The following is a 17994-nucleotide window of genomic DNA, read 5'->3' on the forward strand; positions in this document are numbered from 1 at the left end:
TATTCCCTCACCTTACCGATAAAGTTCGACTACCTGGTCAAGCGGTGTTCCTGGTTCAAATTTACTAGATAATTCCCAAATTCCTGGATAGTTCTCTATATCCTCTAGCCCTAACTCTCGTGTCGAACAGATCATACCATCTGATGAGACCCCTCTTAATTCACCCGGCCAAATAATCATACCAGATGGCATGACAGCTCCCGTCTTAGCGACTAAGACTTTGAGCCCTTGGCCGATATTAGGTGCCCCACACACAATTTGTAACACTTCATCAGGTGCTACTCGAGTCTTAGTGATATGTAAATGATCTGAATCTTCATGGTCCACACACTCTTCCACTTCACCCACTACAAATTTAGGCTGATTATCAACTGTTACTTCAAAATCAAAATTTGCTGTTTTTAATAGTTGATTGATAGTCGCCACTTGATCGTCGGTCAGAAAAACTTGGCCTTGGCCATCTATTTCTAAATGGTCTGAAATATTAAAAATATTTATTCCAATAATCGCTTGGCTCTCTTTATTCTTAATCACAGTGATTGAGTCATTTGTTTCAACGAACCGCAGTGCTTTATCACAAGAACCTGCAGTCAAAATCAAAGTGTCCCCGATTCCAGTCGGATTATAGAAACTTAAAAATGGCATCGTTTATCTCCCTTCAGGCATTCTTAATTGTTAACAAGGCTTCTTGATCAAAGTTACGAATCAATGCTAAAAGCATATCCTTCGCAGCTTGGTAATCCGCTAGAGTATACAGCGATTGGTGTCCATGAATATAGCGAGCTGGAACACCAATGACCGCACTTGGAACACCATTATTCATCACATGAGCTGCACCCGCATCGGTACCGCCCTTTGAGAAGAAATATTGGTAAGGGATCGATTCTTCCTTGGCCTGATCTTCAATATATTCTCTCAAGCCCTTATGAGTAATCATGCCAGGATCTTGAATCCTTAATAAAAAGCCTTTCCCTAATTGCCCTTCAGACGAAGTAGCCTTTTCTGTATCATTAGCTGGCGAGCAATCCACTGCAATAAAGATATCAGGTTTGAATTCATGAATAGCTCCACGAATACCCCTTAAGCCAACTTCCTCTTGAACTGAAGCCCCAATAATCAATTCACTATCAAGAACCTCATCCTTAATTGCTCGTAAGACCTCAATGACAGCAGCGCATCCATAGCGATTATCCCAAGCTTTTCCGATAACGGACTGACCATTGGCCGTCTTAATTGTCTTCACATCTGGCACAATCGCATCTCCTGGTCGCACGCCATATTCTTCAGCCTCCTCTTTTGATACGAAGCCCGCATCAAATAAGATCGAATCTGGTTTAATTGGAGTCTGTTTATCTTGATCTCTAAGCAAATGTGGAGGAATCGCCCCTGATACAATGGGATAATCTCCCTTCTGAGTCATTAGGGTATAACGTTGCGCACTAATCACGTAAGGATTCCATCCTCCAATTGGGGTCACCTGAATTAGACCGCGGTCTGTTATATTGCGCACCATAAAACCAACCTCATCCATATGAGCGGCGATCATAATCCGTGGAGCCTGTTTGTTTTGACTGTGCTTAATTCCAATAAGATTACCTAGACTGGAGGTATGGAGCTCATCCACCAGTCCTTCCATCTCTTGCTTCATATATTGACGAACCCGACCCTCATTGCCAGATATTCCTTGTAACTCTGTTACTTCTTGAATTAATTTGTAAGTTTCTTCATTCATACTATTCGTAGCGGTGCTACTCCCTCCCTAAAAATTGAATCATGCTTCTAAACTATTTTGTCATAAACAAGGACTAAAAGCAATTCACGCTGCATCCGGCTTGCTATATTTATTTAGAAATTTATGGTATGATTTTTTTATTATCTTGATGATGGGAGAAATGCTGATGACACAGAAGAAGAACAACTTCATCGGAACACTTGTCTTAATTTCCGGTATTATTATTGGAGCAGCTGGTAGTTTATTATATAAGGAAAACAAACCGCTACACGCTGGAAAAGTCCTTCATAAAGTCGTAGAAGAATTTTCAAAAAATGGTAAAGTGATCGGTTCTTGGATCGATTATGATCCAGTTGAATATAATGGATTTGATTCAAAACCCTTAGTTTATATGGGGGGAATCACACGAGTTGAAGGGGAAGAAACTTTTTACTATGCTTTTGCTACCGATATTTATACTGGCGAAATCATTAACACTTACCTTGCCCAAGCAAAATAAACTCTTCGTGTTTTTCTACTTGATAGAAAAACACTTTTTTATATTGACCCTCATGGCAGTCATGTTACAATAAAAATTACTGATTAAATTTTGAGGAGTGAGACGATGTATCATGATAGCCAAGAATGGCAAATGACCCCACTTAATGGCAATACTGGACAAGCCTTTATGGGCGTTAGTCATGATGAAAAAGTTTTCTTTAAAAGAAACACCTCGCCATTTATTGCTGCCTTAGCTGCTGAGGGGATCACTCCTAAATTAAAATGGACACAACGAACCTATTCTGGTGATATCTTAACAGCTCAAGAATGGGAAGATGGCCAAATACTGAAAAAAGAAGATATGATCTATGAGCCAGTGATTCAGCTAATCCACTCTATTCATCATAATGAAACCCTTCTGGCACTCTTAAAAAAAATTCAAGCCCATGAATATACTCCCCAGGACCTGATTCGCTTATACTACGAAGATTTACCGGTATCTTTACAGGGTCACCGCTTTTTTAATCGGGTAATCTATCAGATGGAACAAATGATTGATGAAGATTTCCTAACGGTTCCCTACGTTATCTGCCACGGTGACTTGAACCATAATAACTTCCTGATGACTGCCGACCAGCACCTCTACCTAGTTGACTGGGATAATGTTAAAATAGCAGATCCTCTTTACGATATTTGTTTCCTATTGTGCCGCTATTTCCCGCCTAGCCGATGGAATGAATGGTTGAAAATTTATAATTTTAACAGAACAGATTCTTTTAATAAGCGCGTTAAATGGTATAGCATGCTCGCCTGTTTGAATCTGATTAAGCAGTACTTCTCTGAAGACCGCCATTATCAATTAAATGAAACGGTTATGTTGTTGCAAAATATCTATGAAAATTAAGGAGGCTAGTCATGCGCTTACGGCATAAACCATGGGCTGCCGATAAACTGAAGTCTTATCCTCAATACGTTGTCGATCAGCCAGAATTAATTAAGGGGAAATGGCAATCTCGTTTTGAACAGAGGCAACCCTTACATATTGAGGTTGGCTCTGGAAAAGGCCAATTTATCGTTGAGATGGCGCGAAAGAATCCTACTATTAATTATCTAGCCATTGAACTTCAAACCAGTGTCGCCGTTTCAATCTTAGAACTGCAAATCCAAGCCCACTTACCCAACTTACAAATTCTTAATGCCCACGGCGGCGATTTAGATCATTTCTTTGCTAAAGGAGAAGTCAACCGCGTTTATTTAAACTTTTCTGATCCATGGCCCAAAACAAAGCATGCTAAGCGTCGCTTAACAGCTCCACGTTTCTTAGCTCAATATAAAGACATCATGGATCCAGAGGGGGAGATTCATTTCAAAACAGACAACCAAGGACTTTTTGAATACTCCCTTGCTTCGATCAGCCAATTTGGTTATTGTTTCCGTCAAGTGTGGTTAGATTTACATCATAGTGACTTCGAAGGAAATGTTCCAACAGAATATGAGGAGAAATTCTCGCAAAAAGGGCAACCTATCTACCGCTTAGAAGCATACTGGCCCCAAGATTCAAATAATTAGGATCTCTTGTTATTCAATCCACATTAAAAACCCCTTCGCGCTTAATTAAAAGCACGAAGGGGTTTTGCTTAGGTTCTTACTGGTCTTTTAGTAGACTTTCGAATTCATTTAATCGTTCTTCAAATAAATCTAAGGTCTTAAGAATATAATCTTCTTGCGTCATATCGAGTCCCGCTGCCTTCATCGTATCAATTGGATACTTAGATGAGCCTGATTTTAGGAAATGATCCTTATATGAGGTCAAGGTTTCTTGATCACCCTCATAAATCTTAGCAGCAAAATAGGTAGCCGCTGAAAAGCCTGTCGCATATTGGAAGACATAATAATTGTAGTAGAAATGAGGAATTCGTGACCACTCTAAGGCAATTTCAGAATCAGAGTTCACACCCGGACCATAGTATTTCGCATTTAATTCCCGGTAGTTTTCTGACAAGAAGTCTTGAGTCAACGGTGTCCCTTTAGCATCCTCAACATGCATAAAATGCTCAAACTCAGCAAATTGTGTCTGTCTAAAGACAGAGCCCTTCGCTCCATCTAAGAAATTATTAATAATATATAAGCGGATCTTAGGATCATCATATTTATCTAATAGATAATAAGTCAGTAAATTTTCATTGGTTGTTGAAGCAATTTCTGCAAGGAAAATAGGATAGCCAGAATAAATAAAGGGTTGATTCTTCCCTGCTAGATAGGTGTGGGCAGAGTGGCCTAGCTCATGAATCAAGGTATAAAGGTGGTTGATACTATCCTGCCAATTCATGAGGATATAGGGTTTTGAATCGACAGTACCATGAGAATAAGCTCCTGAACGTTTACCGATATTTTCATATAAATCGATCCAACGTTCACTAAAAGCTTCTTTAATGATTTGAACGTAGTCTTCACCCATTGGCTTAACTGCCTCAAGAACGATCGATTGCGCCTCTTCATAGGTTACCTTAATTGGAGCTTCTCCTAGCAGAGGAGTGTACATATCATACATTTCCAAATCATCAACTTCGAGCAAGTCTTTACGTAAATGAACATAGCGATGTAATAGGTCTAGCCGAGAATGAACAGCATCAATTAAAGTGTCATAAACTGCTTCTGGAATATTATTATTGAAGAGTGCAGCATGACGGGCTGAATCATAATGGCGAACCTGTGCCTCATAGTTGTGAAGCTTAATCTCTCCCGTAATCAGGCTTGCGAAAGTATTCTTAAATTGATCATAGATTGTATAGTACTCTTTAAAGGTGTCTCGACGAACACGCCGGTCTTTACTTTCTAACATTTTGCCATAAAGAGAATGGGTCAACTGAATCGTTTCATCATTTTCATCTTGTATCGCAGGGAATTTAAGATCTGCATCACTCAAGAGGCTAAATGTCTTACTGGCTGTCGCAAACACTTCACTCGCCTTTGCTAACATCAATTCTTCTGAATGACTCAATACATGAGGTCTAAACCGATTGACATCCTCTAGATAATGGCGATACCCTTGTAACTGTTCATTCTGATCAATAAAGCTTTCTAATTGATCTTCAGGAATTGCTAACAGTTCAGGCTGGAAGAAAGCAACATTTTGGCCAAACTCACTATAAAGCTGTAAAGCCTTTGCTTCAAGTGCCTGAGAAGCAGAGACTGTTTGATCTTGATCATTCACTAAGTGTGCATAAACATAGAGATTTTCTACTTCTCGCAAGGTATCAAAATATGTTTCAATAGCTTTAGCTAAAGATTCTGGGCTCTTACCCAAAGTCCCTTCGAGTTCTTTTAAGCCTTCCACAGCTGTTTGTCCTTTTTTAAAGGCTTGATCATAAGTCGCTTGATCTTTGTACATAGCGGCTAAATCCCAGGTGTACTTTTCTGGAGTCTCAGAACGCTTTCCTGTTTGTTTCGCTGACATTATATCCACTCCTTTTTTTCTCTAATGGTTATATTTTAACATATAAAGCGCTTTAATGTTAGCCTTTACATTAACTCTCACCTATTTATAATGATTGATCTAGCCTTTTGAACAAGTTGTAAATCATGTGGCTTGCTTGGTCAATGATCGATCCACGAATAAAAACATTTTCTTGCAGGTGTAAGACTCCCTCTGCTAGTCCGCGGGTCAAATGCACAGTCAAAGCCTCTTCATCTATCTTCTTCCTCATGGCGAGATAGGCCCAGGTCAAAACGATCCAACCTGCTTCCTTAAAGTAGAGGACCTCCCATGCTCTTTGAAAAATCCACGGAGGAAATTGACCTAGGGTCAGGCCCTCTTGATAAATTCTCTTGAGGTGAAAAGCATACGAAGGGTTTTTCAAAATCGAATGAATCCGGTCATATGGACGCCTTTGATAGCTTCTTGTTAAATTTGCACTTGACTTTTTTTGCCGAAGAAAGTCCTGCCAATCCTCACCATGATCCAATTGATAAAAGTTCAGATGATAAGTGTCTTTTGATACTATGGTCGGAAGATGGTGGTAAATTTTTAGGCAGTTAGCCTGGGTATTGAGGGTGATTAGATAGTGTCCCCATTCTGAACAGTAATGGACATTTGACTTGAACCAAGAAGAATACGGCCTAGCGAGTTCTTGGTCTGCTATAATCCAATAGACCTCGGGGCTAATCTTCAAATATTGATTATGCCGACTTTCCAAGACTTCATGGCTAATCTTTGATTTTTGAAACTCCCAGATGGATAATATTTCTTGATTCATAATAATAACATCCACTATTTGGTCTAGAGCGCGGATCTTATATTCTAATTTAGCAACATAGCCATGGGATCGAGCATTTTCTAAGATGAGCCGTTTACCAGTTTGGTGGATTTGAGACTCTTGGCGGCTTACTTGAGAGCGATTGCCACAAGCACTTTGGTGACGAAAAAACTTATTATGCCTGATTGATCGTCTAAGCTCAAGTTTTTGTCCACACTTTGGACAGAAATAATGGTGATTATCAAGCGCTTCTCTAGCATAGACTAAGTCCCTATCTTCATTTAAAGCGGCGTACATAAAAACCCTCCCTTTAAATTAAATACATTTAAAAGGGAGGGTTTGCGTTTTTAGAATGTTTGACCAAAGAAGCTTAAGGCATCTTCTTGACGTAGAAGATGGCCATGTTCTTCTAGTAACCCAACAGTTGTGTTGACAACTTCACCATATTCAAGAATCATTAAAAGATGATCTGCTTGATAAACTGTCTTGACGGCTTGATCAATATTATAGACTACTAGATAATAGGCATGGTCCAGATGATAAAGATCTGCTTCGATCAAATCACTTGGAATCTCCCGCGCAAGCTTTAAGAAATCATCTAATTGGTTAAATTTGATAATTTCAACAGTTTCTTCCTCTTCACCCAATTCCTGGGGCTTGTTAGACAGTCGCTCATTCAACCGATTCATAAATTGTTGGGTCGGATGCTTTGTAGGTCGAGAATCTTTCTGATTTTTTCGAGCCTTCTGTTGGTTCAATAATTGGTCTTTCAAAGTCTCTCTCTGTTCTTTGAACCTGCGAGTTAACTCTTCATCCCAGATCTCATCCATTTCATCTAAGTTTGCACGACTAATATAGAGTTCAAGGCCATTGCTATTAGGAATGACCTGAAAGGTCACTGCTTCTGTGTCATGGAAGTGATGGTCAACATCGACTTCTTCTAAGATCGAATAGAAAAATTTCTCAATCCGCGATTGATCCCCAATTAAATCAAGGAAATCAATCCCTCTTTCTTCTAGATCCTCAGACTCAATCAATACCTTGATCAAATTCTCATTAATGTGTTCCATTTCCATGCTAGTCACCTCCACCTCTACTATCATTATACAACTTATCAGATCACTTATAAAGAATTGTACCAGCGTTAGACTATCTTAGCAAAAACCCCCTAGTCTTTCAAGCGAATCCCTTTCAATGCCAAGCTAAGCTCCTTTCAAAAAAAGCCTAGAGATTCGATGAATCTCTAGGTCTCAATAACTTTCTGAAGTAAAATATCTCAATTATTCATTCACCAGCATACGCGCTCTTCTTAACTCACGCGCTCTAACTTCTCTAGGTAAAAATCTTCGAATTTCGTCTTCATTATACCCAATTTGTAGTCGCTTCTCATCTATTATAATCGGACGTCGCAGAAGACCTGGTTGGTCTTGAAGCAACTGATAAAAATCGTGAAGTGGTAATTCACTTAACTCGATATTTAATTCAGAGTATGCCTTGGAGCGCGTTGAGACGATATCTTCAGTTCCTTCTTCTGTCATGCGCAAAATATATTTAATTTCATTCATCGTTAAAGGTTCCGTAAAGATATTACGCTCTTGATAAGGAATTTCATGCTCTTCTAGCCATGCGCGAGCCTTTCTACATGACGTACAACTGGGAGTGACATATAAGGTTACCATAGGGTGCTCCTCTCTTTAGTACATGTTCTCACTTCTTACGTACATATATCTAATTTTAGTTTGGCTACATTATAAAGGGACATCTGCTTCTCACTTAACGAACATCACCTTTACAAGATTATTATAACATTGTAATCAAACTTGAACAATACCATCTTTTTACCTTATATAGGAAGCTTCTATAAATAGTCCTTAATAGAAAAGGTGTTTTACCGCTTAAAGAGTCCTCATTTAGTAAGCATGACAGCTACCCTATCTGGCAATTAAATTAAAATTTAGCTATAATAGACTTATATAAAAGTAAACAGGATAGAAAGAGGTCACTATGAAAGAAAATATATTTTCAGGCGTCCAACCCTCAGGAATACCCACCATTGCGAATTACATTGGTGCAATGAAAGCTTTTGTCGACCTACAGGATCAGTACAATGCGACCTATTGCATCGTTAATCAACATGCGATTACCGTCCCTCAGGACCCAGATACCCTTCGTTTAAGAACGAAACAATTGGCCGCTCTTTATATTGCAATCGGTTTAGATCCTAAGAAATCGACGATCTTTGTCCAATCTGATGTTCCTGCCCATGCTCAAGCAGGTTGGCTCATTACTTGCTTGATGGGCTTAGGAGAGCTGGAACGTATGACACAATTTAAAGATAAGTCTGCTAAAAAACAAGCAGTAAATGCCGGATTATTGTGTTATCCTGCCCTTATGACTGGGGATATCATTTTACATAGAGCGAAGTATGTCCCTGTTGGAGATGATCAAAAACAGCACCTGGAACTGGCCAGAAATTTTGTTGATAAATTCAACAGTCGGTTCGGTGATGGTCTCCTCATTAAACCTGAAGGGATCTTCCCAACATCCGGCAAACGCGTAATGAGCTTACAAAACCCCTCACAAAAAATGTCCAAATCGGACTCCAACCATAAGGCCTTCGTCTCAATGTTGGATGAACCTAAGGTCATTATCAAAAAAGTCAAATCTGCCATGACAGACTCTATTGGACAGGTTCATTATGACAAGGAAAATCAACCAGCTATCGCCAACCTACTTGAAATCTATGCCAGCCTCAGTGGAAAGGCCATCGATCGTATTGTTGAAGATTATCATGATACTGGCTATGGTGCCTTTAAGACGGATTTAGCTGATTTAATCGTTTCGATAATCGAGCCCATTCAAACCCGCTATAACCAATTAATGGAATCGGATGACCTCTATGATATTCTCCAAGACGGAGCGGTAAAAGCCAATCAAGTGGCCAATCAAACCCTAGCTAGCATGGAAAAATCGCTTGGTATCGCCTATCATTAAAATACCTTTACCGATAAGATCAGTTTCACTACTGATCTTACTCTTTTTATAATTGGATCACCCGGTCAACTACCTATCCAGCCGTCCCATCGTCCACTTTTCAATAAGGACCAATAAGAACATTAAGGAGTTAAGAATGAAAATAGGCGCTCGTGTCTTAAAAACTGGACTCGCGATTACCTTGGCTATCCTCTGTTCGCATCTGCTCATTCCGGATGTAAGCGGTAGTTTAGCTGCGATTGGTGCGAGCCTTTCAACTCAGCCTTCTGTCCGAAAATCCTTTGAAACTCTATGCTACCGTATTATCGCAAATATTATCGGGGGCCTATTCGCAGTTACAATACTATTGACGCTAAATGCTTCACCTATCACAATTGGCCTTACCTGTATCCTGGCCATTTCCCTTCTGAATGGATTAAAATTGACCAATGTGATTCCTTTAACCGTCATTAATATCGCAGTCATCATGCTCGGAGCAGGCAGCAACCCAATTCAATACGCCAGTCTTCGGGTGCTCGAAACCTCAATCGGCGTTATTGTATCTTTCTTAGTGAATTGGCTAATCTTTCCACCAAAATATGACCATCACTTCTTCTCTATCTTAGAATCCACCACCCTTGAAATTTTGATTCTTTTGCGCGCTGCCTTACGTAAAAAATACGGAGTACCATCGTTTAAAGAAAGACCTCCTAAGAGCGCAAGATCAGTTGGATCAATGCCAGTATTATTTTGATCTGCTCAAACAAGACTGGTTATTCACAGCTAAGCAACGTGTTGAGATGAGCCGAAAATTGGTGGTTTATCGTAAAATGAAAGAGACGAGTCAGTTAGCCCTCAATCTCCTTCAGGCTGTCCATCGTCATTCTCAAGCCTTTGACCATTTCCCTGACGAAATGCGTCATCATTTTAGAGAAAGAGTCGAGACACTGATGTCGGGACATGAACAAATTATTTTAAAATTTTATGGTAAAGTTGGAGTTGAGACAGTCAATTACCTGTCCATTGAAGCAGAATTAAGAGAGCAATACATCCATATGTTCTTTGAACATACTAAGAGCTATGAAGAATTTAATCCAGATGGCTTCATCAGAGAAGGAAACTCAATCATTGAAATACTATCAAGTTCCATCAATTATGAAGAAAGCCTGGACCAGTTAAATCATTTAGTTCGCATCTACAAACAGCGTTACCAACAAGATGAAATCGACTTCCACTCACCAAATACCTATTAATAAAACACTTTCCTATCCTATTAAAAAATAATAACGGGCATGCCTAAATCCACTAATTGATAAACCTCTGTCATTCGAGAGGGTGGGACATTAATACAACCCAAAGACCCTTGGTAGATATAGGTAGGTCCCCCAAAGCTCATTTGCCATTTAGCATCATGAATGCCTTGGCCTTGGTTGTCAAATGCGATCCAATAATCAACTTCCTGTTGGTAATCCATCGCATTCAAGGGATTATAACCAGATAAGCGCGCTGGCGATTCTTTTGCCCATACTTGATAAGCACCAGCTACTGTCAATGAATGGGGTCCTCCTGACACAATCGGCACTTGTAACTTGATCTGATGTCCTTTAAAGATAGTCATCATTTGGTATTTCAAGTCGACTTCAACCCGGTCTGGCCATGCTTCTGCAAGGCTGCCAACCCATATCATTATTCTTGAAAAAGACAACCCCTGCCTAAGGTCATTGATAATTTGATCAATGACCCTTTTATTCATCCTTATACCCCCAAGCGTTCCTGGTTCTACCCTCACAACACCTTGGTAGACAGAATGATAGTTTCGATAAGTCTCTTGTTCCAAGAAAGGTTCTCCCACTTGACTGGCTAAAAAATTATGCAAGTGCTGTCGAACTTCTACCTCATTCTCCATGTCAATCATTTTAAGCTCTTTTATTAATAAGGAAGGTAATGTGACAGACCGATTCATAAACTCAATCTGAAAGACAGTCTCCTTTAATAAATGATCATTATCATCAAAAGAGGTTGTTGGTGAAAGTAGATCTGATTGGCTCTCAACCGCCAGGCTCCGATTTGTTGTGGCTTCTCCTTTAATATCAGGAATCGCTTCAACCCGGTCTGAAATATCATGTTTCCGCCAGCAATCCCAGGGCCATAAATAAAAATTCTGGGCAAAAATCTGACTTTGAAGGATCACTTGAGCAGCATCTTGATTCTCTAGCTTGTCAATCTTATTTTGACGACTAATTTTCAAACTGGCCTGATACGCATTTAAATAAGATAGCGACAGGCCATGATAGAAGGTTTGCCGGTAGAAGTGGTCTTTAAAATAGATACATCCAATCACATAGCAGACGACCATCATAGTCAAAAGGCTTCCTTTTCGCATCAAATCACCCCTAGTCTGGTACGATATATCACGAATAAATACACCTTTTTGACTGGCGCTGCGCTAAAAAACGCCCTCCTTTAATCGGAGGGCGTTGACTTTCTTAAAAATGTGTCAATTATTGAGCTTGAGATTCATGCTCTTCAAAGTTGTATTTTAGAATCGGCTTACGTGAAGCTCCGGCTTCATCAAGACGACGAACTGGTGTGTTATGTGGAGCAGTTTGTACAACTTCAGAATTTTCAATAGCTTCTTGATTAATCTTGATGAGCACATCTGCTACATAATCGAGGTCACGTTTAGATTCTGTTTCAGTTGGTTCAACCATTAAACATTCTTCCACAATAAGAGGGAAGTAGGTGGTAGGTGCGTGTACACCATAGTCTAATAGACGCTTACCAACATCTTTAGCATTTACCTTATAATCACGTTTATGACGTGTTAAGTTCAAGACGAAGTCATTCTTGTTAAACTGATCAAACGGAGCATCAAAGACATCCTTAACACGAACACGAAGGTAGTTTGCATTAAGTACCGCATCTTCAGAAGCTCTTCTTAACCCTTCCGCACCCATAGCACGGATATAAGTATAAGCACGAACGTTTACTCCGAAGTTACCATAGTCGCCTTTAACTCGTCCAAAGGATTGTTCAGGCATTTCGAATTCATACTTATCGCCATTCTTAACCACATTAGGGCCAGGAATGAACGGTGCAAGCTTCGATACAACACCAATAGGACCTGAACCAGGACCGCCACCACCGTGAGGACCTGTAAATGTCTTATGCAAGTTTAAGTGACACGCATCGAATCCCATTGCTCCCGGAGAAGTGATTCCCATGATCGCATTAGTATTCGCACCGTCATAGAAAGCAAGTCCCCCTGCTTCATGAACGATATCAACAATTTCTTTAGCATCGCGTTCAAAAAGACCAGCTGTTGAAGGGTTCGTGATCATAATACCTGCAGTATCGGGACCCACTGCTGCTCTTACAGCTTCAACATCAATAATTCCTTCAGGAGTTGAAGGTAACTCAACCGTCTTAAATCCAGCAACCATTGCTGTTGCAGGGTTGGTACCGTGAGCAGAGTCAGGAATTAAAATAACTTTACGTTGATCTCCTTCTCCAATTGATTCAAAGTAAGCTTTAAAGGTCATGATCGCTGCTAACTCACCTTGCGCTCCAGCTGCAGGTTGTAAGGTCAGTGCATCAAATTCAGTGACTTCCTTGAGTGCTTCTTGTAATTCATACATCAACTGCAAAGCGCCTTGAGCGGTATCAGGGTCTTGTTGTGGGTGAACATTAGAAAACCCATCCAATGCAGCAATATCCTCGTTAATTTTTGGATTGTATTTCATGGTACATGATCCGAGAGGATAAGGACCTGATTCAACCCCAAAGTTACGATTTGATAGTTGGGTATAATGACGTAAGATTTGCAGTTCAGAAACTTCTGGTAACCGAGCAGGTTCTTTACGAGCAAGTTCACCTAGCTCACTGGTTAAATCGTATTCTTCTACCTCTGATACAGGCAAATCATAACCAGTATGGCCTTCTTGGGAAATTTCAAAAATTAGAGAGTCGTAATTTTGTAAGATCATTATTTAGCCACCTCCGCTAAAGCTGATACAAAGCTTTCAATCTCAGCTTTTGTACGTTTTTCTGTTGCACATAGTAGATAGGTATGTTCTTGACCATATGCTTGAGAAGCATCAAAGCCTCCGACAAAACCTTTCTCATGAAGTGCCTTGTTTACTTCTTTGATATCCTTATTTAATTTAACTGCGAATTCATTGAAGAATGGTTTGGTATTGAGCAATTCAAAGCCATTTTCTTTAAGAAGTTTAGCTAGATAATGAGCATTGTTAATATTTAATTGTGCTAGTTCTTGAACCCCTTCTTTTCCATAAGCAGTCATTGCAATTGCAGAAGCTAAAGCAAAGAGCGCTTGGTTAGAAGAATAGTTAGACGTTGCTTTTTCACGACGAATATGTTGCTCACGAGTAGACAAGGTCATTACAAATCCGCGTTTTCCTTCTTCATCGACTGTTTCACCAACAATCCTAGAAGGTATCTTACGCATTAATTTGCTATTTACTGCAAAATACCCACAATGAGGACCACCAAAGGCCATTGGAATACCAAATGGTTGCACATTTCCAACTGTAATGTCTGCTCCAAGTGCTCCTGGTTTTTCTAATTTAGCAAGAGCGAGAGGGTTAGCAGATACAATCAATAGCGCTTTTGTCCCTTCAAGCGTTTCCTTAATAGCTTTTAAATCTTCGATTGAGCCAAAGAAGTTTGGATATTGGACGATGACCGCAGCGACCTCTTCATTAACCTTAGCTTTAAGATCATCTAGGCTTGTGATGTCATTTTCCAATTCAACTTCTTCAACCGCATAATCTTTACCAAATCCATAAGACTTAACGGTTCCAATCGCTTGGGGATCTAACGCTTTAGAAACAAGCACCTTAGTCGCTTTCTTAACACTTCCGAAAGCTAAATTAGCTGCTTCCGCAACAGCGTTATAACCATCATACAAACCACAGTTTGCTAGATCCATACCGGTTAATTCAGCAACCATTGTTTGCCATTCAAATAAAGCTTGTAATTCACCTTGAGACACTTCCGGTTGGTAAGGAACATAGGCTGTTAAGAACTCTTGACGCGTGATGATGTGTTTCACAATTGATGGAACATGGTGGTCATAAGTACCTGCACCGATAAAGTAAGGCATTTGAGAAGAGGTGGTGTTCTTGCCCGCCATATTTCCTAATTCCTTCACCAATTCCATTTCAGAGAGTGCTTCTGGAAGGTTCATTTTTTCCTTACGGCGAACCTCTTCAGGAATATCGCTGAAGATATCCATAATGTCTTTAACGCCAATTGTTTCTAACATCTCTTGGCGGTCTTGTTCAGTATTTGGTAAATATCTAAAATTTGCCATGGTCTACTCCTTCGTTTGATTTTATTAATGCCGATTTTAGAATAACATTAATCATGAAATCGATAACATTATCTCTTTAAAGACAAGAGTGGCCTTGCGGCCACTCTTAAAAGTCGAACAAATTATTCAGCAGGTTCTTCTGCTAATAAAGCGGCAGTATCGATGTCTTCTTCAGTTTCGATTTCGAAGAACCAACCCTTACCTTGAGGGTCTTCGTTAACCAATTCAGGAGTGTCTTCTAAATCTTCATTGATTGCAACAATCTTACCGCCAAATGGTAATTCTACTTCTGAAACTGATTTTACAGATTCAACAGTTGCGATTTCTTCTTCAGCGTCAAATTCATCATCCACTTCTGGCAATTCAACGTGAACGATATCGCCTAATTGTTCAGCTGCAAAAGCTGTTAAACCAATACGCGCTCTGTTAGGTGCTAAGATTTCAACAAAATCGTGTTCTTCAGTGAAAAATACTTGTGACATTGTAAATATCCCCTTTTCTTTATGATGTTTATACTAGTATTTTAACAAAACTCTTATGAAAATGAAAGTGATCGAATGAATTATTTAGCTTCAGCTAACCAGTCTTTTTTAGTTAATTCCGCTTCAATTAGTTTACCACGGATATCAATGAAGACCTTGTCGCCCACTTTATAATCTGTATCAACACGGACGAAGCCTAAAGGATAGCCTAAGGTTGGTGACTTAGTACCAGAAGTAACAACTCCAATTACTTCGCCTTCTTCATTCTTAACTTCCATTCCATGACGTGCAATCTGTTTGCCATCAATCTTGAAGCCACGTGACGCTTGTTTCTTTTCGCCAGCACGATAATTAGCAATGGCTTCTTTACCAATATAGTCCGCTTCTTTTGCTTTTGGAACTGCAAAGGCAATACCACCAGCAATTGGGTTCACAGATTCATCAAAATCGTTGCCGTATAATGGAAGTCCTGCTTCAAGACGTAAGGTATCACGAGCTCCTAGTGCACATTCTGTCACACCAAGATCTTGTCCTTCTTCAACAAGTTTCTTCCAAATAGCTACCATGGATTCAGCTGGAACATACAATTCAAATCCTTCTTCACCTGTGTAACCAGTCCGTGAGATCTGAACACGGTCGTAGCCTGCAACTTTTTGATCTTCTTTGTATGAATAATATTCAATCGCAGAGAGATCTGTGTCGGTTAAACGAGCAAGTAATTCTTCTGCTTTAGGTCCTTGAACCGCAATTAATCCCCAGTCATAAGTTTCATCTGTAATCGTCACTTGACCATCTTGGTTATGATCATTCATCCATTTAACAATCTTCTCACGGTTCGAACCATTAGGGGTTACGACGAATTCGTCTGCATTTTTACGGTAGTAGATCATATCATCGAGCATGCCACCGTCTTCTTTACAAACAGCAGTGTATTGCGCCTTACCATCATAAGTGATCTTCGTTACATCATTTGTAATAAGGCCATTCCACCAATCATAGCAGTTCATCTTGCCAGACTTAACACGAACTTCTCCCATATGAGAAGCGTCAAACAAGCCTACTGCATTACGGACAGCTGCATGTTCATCCGCGATTTTTGAGATTTGAATTGGCAATCCCCAACCACCAAAATCTGTAATTTTGCATCCCTTTTCAATGTAATAATCATACATTGGTGTTTTCTTTAGTCCATTTTCATCAACTTGAACTTCTGCCATAAATAACACTCCTTTACTCTTTTAAGGTGCAAGTACCTTTTTTACTTCTTCATAGTAACTATCAAGTTTCTCTGAAAGTTCTTTAACTTTTTGATCGGCTAACTCATAATACTCTTTCTGCTTGCCTTCATCTGAAAGCTGCCCACCATTAATGTATAAATTTAATGATGAAGCATTAAGCGCTGAGCGCAACATTTGTAAGCCAACTCCCACATCTGAAATGATCATTTTCTTAATCAAGGGGATCACCCGATCAAAGTCGACCAGAATTTTATCAACTTCTTGAACTAAATCGATCGGTGGCTGACTTGCAATTTCAAGCCCTTCTTGGATCGCTTGATGACGTTTTGCTTGTTCTTCTTCTGAATCTTTTGGCATCCGATAAGCCTTGGACAAGGGTTCAAATTCTGTGGCATCGCGATCAATAATCCCAATAAACACTTCTTTACTTTGTTGGTATTGATCAATCTTGCCGAGCAAAAATTCTTGTTCCTCTTCAGTCATTTTCTTAGTCTTAGAGAAAATCATCGCCATTAAAATGGCTCCTATCCCTAGGCTCGCCGTCACACCAGCTGCTGCCCCACCACCAGGTGTTGGTTGGTCAGAGGCTAGTTGATTCACGAAATCTGTGATCTTTAATTCTTTCATAGGGCCACCTTATTTGACGCCATTTAAGAGCTTAGCACCTTTAACAACTTGTGAAGCTAAGACACCTGTGGTAACAGATCCAACGCCTCCAGGCACTGGAGTGATCGCAGAGGCTTTAGGTTCCACTTCATCGAAGCGCACATCGCCTGTTGCTTTACCGTCCTTGAATCCATACCCAACATCGATAACGGTTGCACCCTCTTTAATATAATCTGGTCCAACTAGGCCTAGAGCACCTGTTGCAGACACTAAAATATCCGCTAAAGTAGAGTGAACAGTATTATCCTTAGTGTAAACATGAGTATTTGAAACTGTCGCATTACGATTTGATAACATAACAACGAGAGGCTTTCCAACAACAGGTGAAGAGCCAACAACACATACTTCTGCACCTTCTAATTCATAGTTATAATAATCTAGAATTTCAATACAAGCTTGTGCTGTAGAAGGAGCCATCGCTGTATCATCATTATTCACTAATTTCCCAAGATTAATTGGGTTCAAGGCATCGACATCTTTGAATGGATGTAATCTTTCAGCAATTTCAGCCCGTTCAATGCCTTCAGGAAGAGGTTGCATGATGATAACTCCGGATACAGACTGATCAGCATTCAATTCATCGATAATCTTTAATACGTCTTCCGTAGTTTTGGCATCAAGCTCAGTCCGTGCTTCGGCCTCGATGCCACATTTTTCCATTACTTTCATGGCATTTTTTTCATAGGCCATGGAAGAAGGGTTCTCATCAACGCGTAATACAACTAATTTAGGAACGATTCCTTGCTCGCGTAAAGCTTCTGCCTCTTTTTTAGTACGTTCGCGAATCGCCTTACCTACTTCTTTACCGTCTAAAATTTTAGCCATAGTAACC

Annotated in this window: 19 protein-coding genes; 6 read left to right on the plus strand and 13 right to left on the minus strand. The window is 39.9% G+C overall.

The annotated features are described in order from the left end of the window. Positions 1–12: 12 nt before the first annotated feature. Positions 13–645: a YtpR family tRNA-binding protein gene (gene ytpR / locus HMPREF9708_RS02190; protein WP_006308419.1), complete on the minus strand. Its 633-nt coding sequence runs from the start codon at positions 643–645 to the stop codon at positions 13–15. Between the two features lie 13 nt (positions 646–658). Continuing rightward, positions 659–1732 (minus strand): glutamyl aminopeptidase, encoded by a 1074-nt coding sequence (pepA, locus tag HMPREF9708_RS02195; protein WP_006308420.1) that lies wholly within the window; start codon positions 1730–1732, stop codon positions 659–661. A 34-nt stretch (positions 1733–1766) separates the two neighbouring features. Between pepA and HMPREF9708_RS02200 the strand changes: the two genes are divergently transcribed. From HMPREF9708_RS02200 to trmB, 3 genes are all read left to right on the plus strand, one after another. Beyond that, positions 1767–2231, plus strand: coding sequence for a hypothetical protein (locus tag HMPREF9708_RS02200; protein WP_232215529.1), 465 nt, complete (start codon positions 1767–1769; stop codon positions 2229–2231). Between the two features lie 105 nt (positions 2232–2336). Beyond that, positions 2337–3116, plus strand: coding sequence for a phosphotransferase family protein (locus HMPREF9708_RS02205; RefSeq protein ID WP_006308422.1), 780 nt, complete (start codon positions 2337–2339; stop codon positions 3114–3116). A gap of 11 nt (positions 3117–3127) precedes the next feature. Then, positions 3128–3781 carry a tRNA (guanosine(46)-N7)-methyltransferase TrmB gene (gene trmB / locus HMPREF9708_RS02210; protein WP_006308423.1) on the plus strand — a complete coding sequence of 218 codons (654 nt, stop codon included), beginning with the start codon at positions 3128–3130 and terminating at the stop codon, positions 3779–3781. A gap of 76 nt (positions 3782–3857) precedes the next feature. Here trmB and pepF read toward each other — a convergent pair whose 3' ends face one another. The 4 genes from pepF to spxA all read right to left on the minus strand — a co-directional run bounded on the left by pepF (position 3858) and on the right by spxA (position 8147). Further along, the gene (gene pepF / locus HMPREF9708_RS02215; RefSeq protein WP_006308424.1) at positions 3858–5669 is read right to left on the minus strand and encodes an oligoendopeptidase F; all 1812 of its coding nucleotides are present in this window, start codon (positions 5667–5669) and stop codon (positions 3858–3860) included. A gap of 85 nt (positions 5670–5754) precedes the next feature. Beyond that, positions 5755–6765 (minus strand): competence protein CoiA family protein, encoded by a 1011-nt coding sequence (locus HMPREF9708_RS02220; RefSeq protein ID WP_006308425.1) that lies wholly within the window; start codon positions 6763–6765, stop codon positions 5755–5757. 50 nt (positions 6766–6815) lie between these two features. After that, complete coding sequence (locus HMPREF9708_RS02225) at positions 6816–7544, minus strand: adaptor protein MecA (RefSeq protein ID WP_006308426.1); 729 nt, start codon at positions 7542–7544, stop codon at positions 6816–6818. A gap of 204 nt (positions 7545–7748) precedes the next feature. Beyond that, positions 7749–8147, minus strand: coding sequence for a transcriptional regulator SpxA (gene spxA, locus HMPREF9708_RS02230; protein ID WP_006308427.1), 399 nt, complete (start codon positions 8145–8147; stop codon positions 7749–7751). 325 nt (positions 8148–8472) lie between these two features. Between spxA and trpS the strand changes: the two genes are divergently transcribed. The 3 genes from trpS to HMPREF9708_RS07850 all read left to right on the plus strand — a co-directional run bounded on the left by trpS (position 8473) and on the right by HMPREF9708_RS07850 (position 10694). After that, positions 8473–9462, plus strand: coding sequence for a tryptophan--tRNA ligase (gene trpS / locus HMPREF9708_RS02235; protein WP_006308428.1), 990 nt, complete (start codon positions 8473–8475; stop codon positions 9460–9462). A 136-nt stretch (positions 9463–9598) separates the two neighbouring features. Beyond that, positions 9599–10195, plus strand: coding sequence for an FUSC family protein (locus HMPREF9708_RS07845; RefSeq protein ID WP_006308429.1), 597 nt, complete (start codon positions 9599–9601; stop codon positions 10193–10195). A gap of 46 nt (positions 10196–10241) precedes the next feature. Continuing rightward, complete coding sequence (locus tag HMPREF9708_RS07850) at positions 10242–10694, plus strand: hypothetical protein (RefSeq protein ID WP_156798765.1); 453 nt, start codon at positions 10242–10244, stop codon at positions 10692–10694. 20 nt (positions 10695–10714) lie between these two features. Here HMPREF9708_RS07850 and HMPREF9708_RS07855 read toward each other — a convergent pair whose 3' ends face one another. From HMPREF9708_RS07855 to HMPREF9708_RS02275, 7 genes are all read right to left on the minus strand, one after another. Continuing rightward, positions 10715–11824 carry a L,D-transpeptidase gene (locus HMPREF9708_RS07855; protein WP_083826839.1) on the minus strand — a complete coding sequence of 370 codons (1110 nt, stop codon included), beginning with the start codon at positions 11822–11824 and terminating at the stop codon, positions 10715–10717. Positions 11825–11942: 118 nt separating this feature from the next. Continuing rightward, on the minus strand, positions 11943–13427 hold the full coding sequence (gcvPB, locus tag HMPREF9708_RS02250) for an aminomethyl-transferring glycine dehydrogenase subunit GcvPB (RefSeq protein WP_006308432.1): 1485 nt from the start codon (positions 13425–13427) through the stop codon (positions 11943–11945). After that, positions 13427–14776 carry an aminomethyl-transferring glycine dehydrogenase subunit GcvPA gene (gene gcvPA / locus HMPREF9708_RS02255; protein WP_006308433.1) on the minus strand — a complete coding sequence of 450 codons (1350 nt, stop codon included), beginning with the start codon at positions 14774–14776 and terminating at the stop codon, positions 13427–13429. Before gcvPA ends, gcvPB begins: the two co-directional genes overlap by 1 nt. Positions 14777–14898: 122 nt before the next feature. Next, positions 14899–15258, minus strand: coding sequence for a glycine cleavage system protein GcvH (gene gcvH / locus HMPREF9708_RS02260; RefSeq protein WP_006308434.1), 360 nt, complete (start codon positions 15256–15258; stop codon positions 14899–14901). Positions 15259–15338: 80 nt separating this feature from the next. Continuing rightward, positions 15339–16475 carry a glycine cleavage system aminomethyltransferase GcvT gene (gcvT, locus tag HMPREF9708_RS02265; protein WP_006308435.1) on the minus strand — a complete coding sequence of 379 codons (1137 nt, stop codon included), beginning with the start codon at positions 16473–16475 and terminating at the stop codon, positions 15339–15341. Positions 16476–16496: 21 nt separating this feature from the next. Further along, positions 16497–17123, minus strand: coding sequence for a cyclodeaminase/cyclohydrolase family protein (locus HMPREF9708_RS02270; RefSeq protein ID WP_006308438.1), 627 nt, complete (start codon positions 17121–17123; stop codon positions 16497–16499). A 9-nt stretch (positions 17124–17132) separates the two neighbouring features. Continuing rightward, positions 17133–17987, minus strand: coding sequence for a bifunctional 5,10-methylenetetrahydrofolate dehydrogenase/5,10-methenyltetrahydrofolate cyclohydrolase (locus HMPREF9708_RS02275; protein ID WP_006308439.1), 855 nt, complete (start codon positions 17985–17987; stop codon positions 17133–17135). Positions 17988–17994 lie beyond the last annotated feature (7 nt).

It is taken from the genome of Facklamia languida CCUG 37842, from assembly GCF_000245795.1.
Lineage (GTDB): Bacteria > Bacillota > Bacilli > Lactobacillales > Aerococcaceae > Facklamia > Facklamia languida.